Raw genomic sequence first — 10,924 nt, 5'->3', positions numbered from 1 at the left:
GTGACCCCGACCACAAGCCGCGTACTGGACATCGCCGTCCGTCAGGGCGCCAGCCACGGCGCGAGGGCCGGGACGTTGCGCAGCACGCCGAACGCGACGATCACCGCCAGGAACGCCCACGCGGCCCAGACCGGAGCCGGCCGCACCGGGCGTCCCTGGGCGCGGAGCACCACCAGACGGCCCCAGAGCGCGAGCACGACCGGGACCGCGAGCACCCAGAGCGGGTTCATCGACCAGGCACCGGCCAGGTCGCCGTGCGCCAGGTCGTGCGTCGCCCGGAGGCCGCCGCACGCCGGGCACCACAGCCCCGTGAGCGCGTACAGCGGGCACACGCCGTAGCTGCCGGTGGCGTGCGGGTCCCGCACCGCGACCAGCACGGTCGCCGCGAGCACGACCGCCCCGCCGACCAGGGGGCCTCGGACGGACGCACGACGGCCCGCCACGGCCGGCGCGGGTGCGTCGGACAGGAGCGGGCCGGTCGGCTGTGGGAGGCGACCGTCGTCGACGGTCGCCACGTCAGTTGGAGTACGTGTAGTTGTCGTTGAACGCGTCGCGGAAGTCTGCGTTCGAGAACAGCACGGCGAACAGGATGATCCCGAGCACCGAGAGCACGATCGCGATCCAGCCCAGGATGACGCCGGCCGTGGCCATGCCGCCGTTGTTCGCCTCGCCGCGGGCGACCGCCTTCTTGGCGTTGTTGCCGACGATCACCGCGGGGATGCCGGTGAACAGCCCGCACGACAGCACGAAGGACACGATGCCGAGGACCAGCGACCAGACCGCGAGGCTGTTCTTCGGGTAGACGTAGCCGCCGCCGTACGCCGGCGCGGGCTGCTGGTAGCCGGGCGCCGAGCCGTACGGGGTGGCCGCGGGGTACTGCGGAGTGCCCCCGGTCGCCGGGTACGGCGCCGACGGGTACTGCGGCTGAGGCGGCGGCGGCGGGGCGGCCGGGTACTGCGGAGCCCCGGTCGGGTCCTGCGGCGCTCCGCTCGGGTTCTGCGGATCTCCGCTGCCGTACGGGTTCTGCGGCTCGTTGGGGGTCGACATCGGTCCTCCTGGGTCGCGTGCGCCACCCGGTTCCCGAGCGGCGGTGGAACGGACGGGTCAGTGCCCGCCGGTGCGTGCCTGCCGGGCACGCGTCTTGGCGCCGCCCTGGCCGTGGCCGGACACCTGGAGCACCTTGCCGCCGATCAGGACGAGGGCAACCAGGGCCATGCCGACCCAGAACAGCCAGACCAGCGCGAACAGCACGCCGAGACCGGCCAGCGTGAACGCGATGATCACGCCGTAGGTCGTGAACCAGGCCGCGAGCGTCTTGCCGTGGTTGGTCGGGGCGGCCGTCGGCGGCAGGTGCATCGCCTCGGTCGTCGTGGCGTTCTGTGCGCGGTGCGCCAGGGTGTTGTCGGCCATCAGTGGGTGCCCTCCGTGCTCGGTTCTCCGCTCACCCTATCCGACCCTCCGGGCACCGTCCGGCACACGGCGGACGAGTCGGACCGCACGTCAGGAGGGGTCGTCGCCCCTGGTGAGAGCGTCCCAGTCGGACCGCTCGTCGGGTGTGGTCGGTGTCGCCGCGTTGGCGACGTTCTCGTGCCTCCGCGACGGTCCGGACCACGCACGTGACGCCACGACGAGCCACACCCCGGCGAGGACGTCGAGCACCCCCACCGCGACGGCGAGCCAGGGCCAGACGCTCGTCGTCACCGGCCCGGCAAGCTTGCCCACGCCGGTCTCCGCCGCGACGACGGGGATCACCGCCGCCTCCGGGTCCCCGAGCACGCCGAGGGTGGTCCCGACGACGAGCACGCCGCACGCGACGACGACGGCCGCCACCACCCAGCGCCCGGCGCGACCGACCAGCCCCACGGCGGCCACCGCGGCGAGGATCGCGACCGCGGCCGCGAGGATCGCGGGTGCCACCTGGGAGCCCGCGGCCTGCACGGTCACGGTGCCCTGCAGCGCGGTCGTGCCGGTCGTCGTGAACCACGTGGGCACGGCGACCAGGGCGGTCAGGCCGGCGAGCAGGAGCAGCGGCCCGGCGACGCGGCCACGCCCCGACCGACGCGGCCGGGCGGCGTGCGCCGGAACCGTCACGCGCCCGCCCGCCGCAGCCGGGAGGCGATCTGCACGGCGCGCACGGCCGCGGCCGCCTTGTTGCGCGACTCCTCGTACTCCAGCGCCGGCACGGAGTCCGCGACGATGCCGCCACCGGCCTGCACGCTCGCGCGGCCCTCGCGGATCAGCGCGGTCCGGATGGCGATTGCCATGTCCATGTCCCCGGCGAAGTCGAAGTAGCCCACGGTGCCGCCGTAGATGCCGCGCCGGGCGGGCTCGATCTCGTCGATGAGGGCGATCGCCCGCGGCTTGGGTGCGCCCGAGAGCGTGCCCGCCGGGAACGTCGCGACGAGGGTCTGGAGGGCGGTCGCTCCCTCGCGCAGCCGACCGACGACGGTCGAGCAGATGTGCATGATGTGCGAGTACCGCTTGACCGCCATGAACTCGACGACCTCGACGCTGGTGGGTTCGCAGACCTTGACCAGGTCGTTGCGGGACAGGTCGACGAGCATGATGTGCTCGGCCCGCTCCTTGGGGTCGGCGAGCACCTCCTCCTGGAGGCGACGGTCCTCGTCCGGCGTGGCACCCCGCGGTCGTGAGCCGGCGATCGGGAACGTCACCACCCGCCCCGACGTGACCTTCACCAGAGTCTCCGGGCTGGAACCGACGACGGCGAAGTCCCGCCCGTCCGCGTCCTGGAGCTGGAGGTAGTACATGTACGGGCTCGGGTTGATGGTGCGCAGCACGCGGTAGACGTCCAGCGGCTCCGCCGGGCAGTCCAGGTCCAGGCGCTGCGAGAGGACCACCTGGAACACGTCGCCCTCGCGGATGGCCTCCTGGCCGGTGCGCACGGCGTCCTCGAACTCCTGGCGCGTGGACCGGAACGCCAGCTCGGGCTCGGCGACGTCCGCCAGGACGGCGACCGCCGACTCGGTCGGCTCCAGCAGGGCCGCCTCCATCGCGTCGATCCGGGCGACCGCGTCGGCGTGCGCGTCGTCCACGCGGTCGTCCGTGTCGTCGAAGTTGATGGCGTTGGCGATCAGCCAGACCGAGCCGTCGTGGTGGTCGACGACGGCGAGGTCCGTGGCCAGCAGCAGCGTGAGCTCCGGGACGCCGAGCTCGTCCGGGGCGTTCGCGGGCAGGGTCGGCTCCCAGTGCCGCACGATGTCCCAGCCCAGCGCACCCACCAGCCCGCTCGTCAGCGGCGGCAGGCCGGCGATGGCGGGCGTGCGCAGCGCGTCGAGGGTGCGCTCGAGGACGTCGAGGGCGTCACCGTCGGTGGGCACCCCGACGGGCACGTCGCCCACCCACACCGCCGAGCCATCGCGGACGGTCAGCGTGGCGCGCGAGCGGACGCCGACGAAGGAGTAGCGGTCCCAGCTCCCGTCGGCCTCGGCGGACTCGAGGATGAACGTCCCGGGGCGGCCGGCGGCGAGCGTCCGGTAGAGGCCGACGGGCGTGACGTCGTCCGCGAGCAGACGGCGCACCACGGGGATGACCCGCCGGTCGCGCGCGAGCCCCCGGAACACGTCGATCGTCGGCCACGTGCTCCCCCAGGGGACCACGGCGACGGTGACGTCGGTGGGCACGGCGGGCGCGGTCACAGGGTTCCTCCGGTCTCGGTGGGGCGGGTTCCGACGACGGCGGCCAGCGGGCCACCCGCGTCGAAGCAGGTGTGGGCTCCGGTGTGGCAGGCGGCGCCCACCTGGTCGACCTCGACGAGCAGCGCGTCCCCGTCGCAGTCGACGCTCACCGCCTTGACGTACTGGGCGTGCCCGGAGGTGTCGCCCTTGCGCCAGTACTCCTGGCGCGAGCGGCTCCAGAACACCACCCGGCCGGTGGTCAGGGTGCGGCGCAGCGCCTCGTCGTCCATCCAGCCGAGCATGAGGACCTCGCGCGAGTCGTGCTGCTGCACGATCGCCGCCACCAGGCCGTGGTCGTCACGCTTGAGGCGGTCGGCGACGGCGGGATCGAGGAGGGTGTCCGGGGGGCTGGAAGGCACGTCCCGATCCTGCCACGCAGCGGCCACGGGCACGGATCCGTCCACCGGTCAGCGGGTCTGCGACACCCAGGCGGCGTGCATCGCGGCGTAGTGGCCGTCGCGCGCGACGAGCTCGTCGTGGTGCCCCACCTCCACCACCCGACCGGCGTCGACCACCACGACGGTGTCCGCCGCCTCGGCCGTCGACAGCCGGTGCGCGATGGTCAGGGTGCTGCGCCCACGCGTGAGCGAGTCGAGGGCACGGGCGATCCGCACCTCGGTCGCCGGGTCGACGGCCGACGTCGCCTCGTCGAGCAGCAGGAGGTCGGCCTCGGCCAGGTAGGCCCGCGCCAGGGCGACGAGCTGCCGCTCCCCCGCCGACAGCGACTCCCCGCGCTGGCCCACCGGGGTGTCCAGGCCGTCGGCCAGCTCGTCCACCCAGCCGTCCAGGCCGAGCGCCTCGATCGCCGCACGGATCCGCACGTCGTCGTCCGCCGCCGTGGTGGTCCCGTCCGCGTGCCGCAGTCCGTAGGCCACGTTCTGCGCGAGGGTGCCGTCGAACAGGAAGCCCTCCTGCGGCACGAGCACCACGCGTCGCCGCAGGTCGGCGACGGGGATGTCCCGCAGGTCGACCCCGTCCAGGAGCACGGACCCCTGCGTCGGGTCCATGAACCGCGCGACGAGCTTGGCGATCGTCGTCTTGCCCGACCCCGTGGCACCCACGACCGCGACCGACGTGCCTGACGGGATGGTCACGTCGACGTCCCGCAGCACCGGGGGGCCGTCCGGGTAGGCGAACTGGACGCCGCGCAGCTCGACGTGCGCCGGGCCGCGCGGGCTGGGGACCCCGTCCGCGCCGGCGTCCACCACCTCGACCGGCGTCTCCAGCACGCCGAGCACCCGGCGCCACCCGGCCACCGCGTTCTGGAGCTCGTTGAGGATCTCCGTGGCCATCTGCACCGGGCCGGTGAACAGCTGGACCAGGAACAGGAAGGCGAGCAGCCGGCCCACGGACATCTGGCCGCCGATGCCGAGGTAGGTGCCCGCGACGACCACGACGGCGAGCACGAGGTTGGCGACGAGCACGCCGCTGGAGAACACCGCGGCGACCAGGTTCTGCGCCCGCACCATCGACTCGCGCGTCGCGGCGATCGCGGCGTCGATCCGGCGCTGGGTCCGCCCGGCGACCCCGTAGGAGCGGATCGTCTCGGCGCCGACGACGGCCTCCGAGATGGCGCCCAGCATCCCGCCGACGCGCTCCCGGACCGCCGTGTACCGGGCGTTCACCCGCTTCTGGAGCGGCTGGAGCACCAGGAAGAGCGGGACGAACCCCGCCCACACGATCAGGGTCAGCTGCCAGGAGTAGACCGACATGAGCACGGTCGCGACGGCGATCTGGAGGACGGAGACCAGCAGCATGATCCCGCCCCACTGCACGAACAGCGAGATCGTGTCGACGTCCGACGTCACGCGGGAGACCAGCGACCCCCGCCGCTCGGTGTTCTGCGTGAGCACGGACAGGTCGTGCACGTGCCGGAACGCCCGGGTGCGCAGGGCCAGCAGACCGCTCTCGCTCGACCGGAACAGCCGCACGTTGACGTAGGCCGAGCAGACGGCGCCGAGCAGCAGCCCCACGGCCGCCACGCCGGCCAGCGCCACGACGCGCGGCACGTCCGGGCCGCCCTCGGCGAGGATCCCGGTGTCGACGGTCTGCTGCACGGCGATCGGCACCAGCACGCGGCCGATGGACGCGGTGACGGCCAGCAGGACGGTGACCTGCCAGCCGACCAGCAGCTGAGGCGACACCTGGATCCCGCGCCGCAGCGTCGCCAGGACGCCGAGCGAGCTGGCCGGCGCCATGCGGTGGTCGGTCGGCTGCTCGCTCATGCCCGGTCCTCCACGACCTCGAGGGCCCCCTCGTCGGCGGCCTCCGCCGCGCGTCGCGCCGTCTCCTGCTCGTACGCCGTCGCCAGCTCGCGGTACCCGGGGTCGCGCGCCAGCAGCTCGTCGTGGCTCCCGCGGTCGACCACCCGGCCGGCGTCGACGTGCACCACCTCGTCGGCCAGCAGCACCGAGGACATGCGGTACGCGACCAGGAGCACGGTCGGGCTCTGGGCCGCACCGTCGCCCCGCAGGCCGCGCAGGATCGCCTGCTCGATGCGCGGGTCGACCGCGGACGTCGCGTCGTCGAGGACGAGCACCGCCGGTCGCCTGACCAGCGCACGGGCGAGCGCGAGCCGCTGCCGCTGGCCGCCCGACAGGTTGGCGCCGCGCTCCCCGAGCGGTGCGTCCAGGCCACCAGGCAGGGCGCGCACGACGTCGTCGACCCGGGCCAGCCGGAGGGCGGCCCAGACCGCGTCGTCGTCCGGGGAGCCCGGCTCGCCGTCGTCGGCCAGCGTGACGTTGGAGCGCACGGTGTCCTCGAACACGAACGTGGACTGCGAGACCAGCGCCACGTGCCGCGCCAGGTCGGCCGGTCGCACGTCGCGCAGGTCCAGGCCGTCGACGTGCACCGAGCCGTGGGACGGGTCGTACAGCCGGTTCACCAGCGACACGAGGGTCGTCTTGCCCGCACCCGTCGGGCCGACCACCGCGATCGTGCGGCCGGCGGGGACGTCGAGGTCGATGTCGTGCAGCAGCTCCAGCTCCCCGCCGCCGGGCAGCGGCACCGAGCGGCCGACGTCGCGCAGCTCGACCCGGGCTCCCCCGGTCGGCGACCACGGCGTGCTCCCCACGCTCAGGGCGCCGTGCGAGTCGATGACGCGGGCGATCCGGTCGTAGCCGACGAGGCCGCGCGGCAGCTCGCCGAGCACCCAGCCGAAGGCACGGACCGGCACCGCCAGCAGGGTGAGCAGGTACGCGGCCGCGACCACGTCGCCCGTCCCCACCCGCCCGGCGCGGATCTGCACCGTGCCGACCACCAGCACCAGGAGCGTCCCCAGGCTCGGGAGCAGGTCGATCACCGGGTCGAACAGCGCCCGCACGACGCCCACGCGGACGTTGGCGTCCCGCAGCTGCGCGGCCCGCTGCGCGAACCGGGCCTCCTCGCGCGCTTCCGTGCCGAGCGACGTGACCAGCACCGCCGCCTCGAAGCTCTCGTGCGCGATGTCGGCCACCTCGGCGCGCAGCTGCTGCGCGCGGATCGCCGCGGGTGACATCCGGCGCTGGAAGACGACGTTGGCGATCACCGCGAGCGGCAGCACCAGCAGCGCGGCCAGCGCCAGCCACAGGTCGGTCCGCACCAGCTCGACCGTCGCCACCACGAGCATCACGACGACGCCGATCGCGAACGGCAGCGGGTTGAACACCGATGTGGCGGCCTCGACGTCCGCGCTCGCGTTGGACAGGAGCTGCCCGGTCGGGTGCTGCCGGTGCCACGACATGGGCAGCCGCAGGTACTGACGCGTCACCGCGGCGCGGTGGTCCTCCTGGATCAGGGCGTACCCCTTGCCGGCGAACATGCGCCGCCCGGCGACGGTCACCGCCAGCGTCACCGCCACGAGGGCGATCGCCAGACCTGCCAGCCAGATCCGGTCGCGCGCCTGCGCGGATCCCGCCAGCGCCGGGACGACGACCTGGTCCGTCACCGCGCCGAGCACCCGGCTGACCACGACCGTGAGCACGCCGAAGACGGCCGACGTGCCGATGGCCAGGGCGTAGGTGCCCGGGTGCGCGCGCAGGCCCCGGCCGATCAGCTGGAAGGCCCGACGGGGGACGGAGCCGGTGAGCGCCACCGACCGTGGTGACTCGTCTCGCGTGGGCACGACAGGACCTTCCGTGGAGCGCAGGGGGTCCCGTCATCCTCTCACGGAGGTGCGAGCGCTTACCCGTCACGCGGCGCTCCCGCTCGCGTGCGATCCTGCGGGGATGACCTGGCACGAGATCGAACGCGAGCAGCTCGCGCAGGCCCTCCGCGACGTCACCCCCGACGCACCGACGCTGTGCGAGGGCTGGCAGGCACGCCACCTCGCGGCGCACATCGTGCTCCGGGAGCGCAACCCCCTGGTGGGTGCCGGGATCGCGGTGCCCGCCCTCGCGGCTCTCGCCGAGAGCCGGATCGCCGCGCTCGCCGACCAGGCGACGACCGAAGGCACGTACCGGGACCTGGTGGCCCGCGTTGCCACCCGGCCGGCAGCGTGGCACCCGGCCGCGTGGGTCGCCGAGGCCACCGACGTGATCGAGTTCTTCGTGCACACCGAGGACGTCCGCCGCGGCGCGGGTCCGGTGGCGGCGCGCGAGCTGGACCCGGAGCTGGTCGAGGCGTTGTGGAGCCAGCTGAAGCGGTCGGGGACGGTGCGCCTGCGCAAGCTCCCGGTGGGGGTCGTCCTCGTCCGCGGGGACGGCGTCCGGCACCACCTGCGCTCGCCGAAGGGCGGCCTCTCCGGAGAGCACGGCACGGTCGTGGTCCGCGGCGCCGTCGGTGAGCTGGCGCTCTACCTGCTCGGACGGGGCGCGGCCGCCGACATCCAGGTGGACGGGGACCGGGACGACGTCGCGGCGATCGAGAAGGTCCTGCCCTCCCGCTAGCCGGCCGCCTGCTCCGGGTGCCCGGTGGCCAGGATGTCGACCACGAACGCGACCGTCTGACCGGCCAGCTCCTCGCTGTCGGTGACGCCGAGCGCGTAGGTGGGCGGGACGACGAGCATCACCTGGCTGCCCACGGGCTGGTCGACCAGACCCTCGGCCCACGCCTGCACGTCCTGGAGGGAGAACGAGACCGGGAGCCCGTGCGACCACGTCGAGTCGAACGCCTCCCCCGTCGTCCACGCGAAGCCCGTGTACTGCACGGTCACGACGTCGGTGGCGCCCACCTGCTCACCGGAGCCGCGGACCAGCGGCTGGGCGACGAGCGTGGCCGGCGGCTCGGTGCCGGTGGGGGTGATCGACGGGGAACCCGAGGCGTCCAGCGTGACCACGGGCAGGTCCGCGCGCACCGGTGCCGGTGTGCCCTCCGCGCGGGTGGGCAGGACGTCGACGACGGTCACCGTGGGGTAGTCCGTCGCGCCCGACCCGCTGCCCGGGCTCACCTGGAGCAGCCGCGCACCCACCTGCTGACCGCGCAGGGTCTTGTACAGGTCCGTGCCGAGGTCCTCCTCGGTCAGCAGCATCGCCGTCGGGTTGGTGGAGTAGCTCTCCTTGACCAGGGACGCGTCGGAGGCGTCCTCGAGCCAGAAGTCGATGAGCACCGGCGCGCCCTCGACCAGCTCGGCGCCCGTGCCCGGCCAGATCTGCTCCGTGCGCGTCTCGTCGACCTGCAGCGGCGTCACGTAGGTGATCGTCGGCGCCTCGCCGGGCTCCCCCGACACCGTCACGGCGGCGGGTTCGGTCTCCGGGGTGGTGCAGCCGGCGAGGGTCACCAGCGCGATCGCCAGACCGGCGACCAGGGCTCGGCCCTGCAGTCGTCGCACGTCGTTCCTTCCCGCAGCGGGACCCGGCGCGGGCGCGTCGGGCTGTATCCAGGCCGCCACACTGTACGGCGCCGTGCTGTAGGGCAGGTGCTACATGGACTCGATGAGCCGGTCCACCCGCTCGTCGACGCTGCGGAACGGGTCCTTGCACAGGACGGTGCGCTGGGCCTGGTCGTTGAGCTTGAGGTGCACCCAGTCGACGGTGTAGTCGCGGCGCGCGTCCTGGGCGGCACGCACGAAGTCGCCCCGGAGCTTGGCCCGGGTGGTCTGCGGCGGCACCGCGGTCGCCTCGAAGATCTCCAGGTCGGTCGTCACCCGCTCGACCAGGCCCTTGGCGGCCAGCAGGTTGTAGAGGCCCTCCGTGCGGGAGATGTCGTGGTAGGCCAGGTCGAGGCGCTGCACCCGGACGTCGGACAGCTCCAGGTCGTGCTTGGCGCGGTACCGCTCGATGAGCCGGTACTTGATCACCCAGTCCAGCTCGCGGTCCACCAGCGTCAGGTCACCCGTACGCATGGCGCGCAGCCCGCGCTCCCACAGGTCGAGCACCTGCTTGTTCTCCGGGCTCGGACCGCCCTCGGAGGCCAGGAAGTCCGTCACGCGGGTGAGGTACTCCTCCTGGAGGTCGATCGCGGTGACCGTCCGGCCGTTCGCCATGGTCACCGGGTGCATGCCCGTGAGGTCGTGACTGATCTCCCGGATGGCGCGGATCGGGTTCTCGAGCGCCATCTCCCGCATGGGCACGCCGGCCTCGATCATCCGCAGCAGCAGGTCCGTCGTGCCGACCTTGAGCATCGTCGTGGTCTCGGACATCGAGGAGTCGCCCACGATCACGTGCAGGCGGCGGTAGTGCTCGGCGTCCGCGTGCGGCTCGTCGCGCGTGTTGATGATCGGCCGGGACCGGGTGGTGGCGCTGGAGACCGCCTCCCAGATGTGGTCCGCCCGCTGCGAGAGGCAGTACACGGCGCCGCGCGGGGTAGTCAGCACCTTGCCGGCACCCGTGAGGATCTGGCGCGTGATGAGGAACGGGACCAGCACGTCCGACAGCCGCGAGAAGTCGCCCTGCCGCCGCACGAGGTAGTTCTCGTGGCAGCCGTAGGAGTTCCCGGCCGAGTCGGTGTTGTTCTTGAACAGGTGGATGGTGCCCGGCAGGCCCTCGTGCTCGAGCCGCTGCTGCGCGTCCGCGACGAGCCCCTCGAGGATGCGCTCGCCCGCACGGTCGTGCGTGACCAGCTGCCGCACGTCGTCGCACTCGGCGGTCGCGTACTCGGGGTGCGATCCGACGTCGAGGTACAGCCGCGACCCGTTGCGCAGGAACACGTTGGAGGAGCGGCCCCACGCGACGACCTTGCGGAAGAGGTAGCGCGCGACCTCGTCGGCCGAGAGCCCGCGGCCGTCCTGGGCGGCGCACGTCACGCCGTACTCCGTCTCCAGGCCGAAGATCCGTCTGTCCATCGCCGTGCTCCCTCCGTTCGACCCCGCGCGG

Annotated in this window: 11 protein-coding genes; 1 reads left to right on the top strand and 10 read right to left on the bottom strand. The window is 73.6% G+C overall.

Features of this window, described 5'->3' with window-relative positions; translation table 11 throughout:
* Window positions 1-41: 41 nt before the first annotated feature.
* The 8 genes from ACO06A_RS17730 to ACO06A_RS17695 form a co-directional block, all read right to left on the bottom strand.
* Window positions 42-515, bottom strand: coding sequence for a DUF2752 domain-containing protein (locus tag ACO06A_RS17730; protein ID WP_421733509.1), 474 nt, complete (start codon window positions 513-515; stop codon window positions 42-44).
* Between the two features lies 1 nt (window position 516).
* A complete protein-coding gene (locus ACO06A_RS17725) occupies window positions 517-1,047 on the bottom strand; it encodes a DUF4190 domain-containing protein (protein ID WP_421733508.1) in 531 nt (176 codons plus the stop codon).
* A gap of 57 nt (window positions 1,048-1,104) precedes the next feature.
* On the bottom strand, window positions 1,105-1,410 hold the full coding sequence (locus ACO06A_RS17720; protein WP_421733507.1) for an HGxxPAAW family protein: 306 nt from the start codon (window positions 1,408-1,410) through the stop codon (window positions 1,105-1,107).
* 90 nt (window positions 1,411-1,500) lie between these two features.
* The gene (locus ACO06A_RS17715) at window positions 1,501-2,091 is read right to left on the bottom strand and encodes a Trp biosynthesis-associated membrane protein (protein WP_421733506.1); all 591 of its coding nucleotides are present in this window, start codon (window positions 2,089-2,091) and stop codon (window positions 1,501-1,503) included.
* A complete protein-coding gene (locus ACO06A_RS17710) occupies window positions 2,088-3,656 on the bottom strand; it encodes an anthranilate synthase component I (protein WP_421733505.1) in 1,569 nt (522 codons plus the stop codon). The genes ACO06A_RS17715 and ACO06A_RS17710 overlap by 4 nt, the downstream gene beginning before the upstream one ends.
* The gene (hisI, locus tag ACO06A_RS17705) at window positions 3,653-4,054 is read right to left on the bottom strand and encodes a phosphoribosyl-AMP cyclohydrolase (RefSeq protein ID WP_421733504.1); all 402 of its coding nucleotides are present in this window, start codon (window positions 4,052-4,054) and stop codon (window positions 3,653-3,655) included. The genes ACO06A_RS17710 and hisI overlap by 4 nt, the downstream gene beginning before the upstream one ends.
* Before the next feature lie 48 nt (window positions 4,055-4,102).
* A complete protein-coding gene (locus ACO06A_RS17700; protein WP_421733503.1) occupies window positions 4,103-5,920 on the bottom strand; it encodes an ABC transporter ATP-binding protein in 1,818 nt (605 codons plus the stop codon).
* The gene (locus ACO06A_RS17695; protein ID WP_421733502.1) at window positions 5,917-7,797 is read right to left on the bottom strand and encodes an ABC transporter ATP-binding protein; all 1,881 of its coding nucleotides are present in this window, start codon (window positions 7,795-7,797) and stop codon (window positions 5,917-5,919) included. The genes ACO06A_RS17700 and ACO06A_RS17695 overlap by 4 nt, the downstream gene beginning before the upstream one ends.
* A gap of 103 nt (window positions 7,798-7,900) precedes the next feature.
* Between ACO06A_RS17695 and ACO06A_RS17690 the strand changes: the two genes are divergently transcribed.
* Window positions 7,901-8,560 (top strand): TIGR03085 family metal-binding protein, encoded by a 660-nt coding sequence (locus ACO06A_RS17690; protein WP_421733501.1) that lies wholly within the window; start codon window positions 7,901-7,903, stop codon window positions 8,558-8,560.
* Here the strand turns inward: ACO06A_RS17690 and ACO06A_RS17685 are convergent.
* Both ACO06A_RS17685 and pafA read right to left on the bottom strand, forming a co-directional pair.
* Window positions 8,557-9,441, bottom strand: coding sequence for an FKBP-type peptidyl-prolyl cis-trans isomerase (locus tag ACO06A_RS17685; protein WP_421733500.1), 885 nt, complete (start codon window positions 9,439-9,441; stop codon window positions 8,557-8,559). The genes ACO06A_RS17690 and ACO06A_RS17685 overlap by 4 nt on opposite strands.
* A gap of 90 nt (window positions 9,442-9,531) precedes the next feature.
* A complete protein-coding gene (gene pafA, locus ACO06A_RS17680) occupies window positions 9,532-10,893 on the bottom strand; it encodes a Pup--protein ligase (protein WP_175349693.1) in 1,362 nt (453 codons plus the stop codon).
* Window positions 10,894-10,924 lie beyond the last annotated feature (31 nt).

It is taken from the genome of Cellulomonas sp. (genome assembly GCF_965229465.1).
In the GTDB taxonomy this organism is placed as follows: domain Bacteria; phylum Actinomycetota; class Actinomycetes; order Actinomycetales; family Cellulomonadaceae; genus Cellulomonas.
Note: the sequence above shows the minus strand (reverse complement) of the source record. Positions and strands in the feature narration are given on the sequence as shown.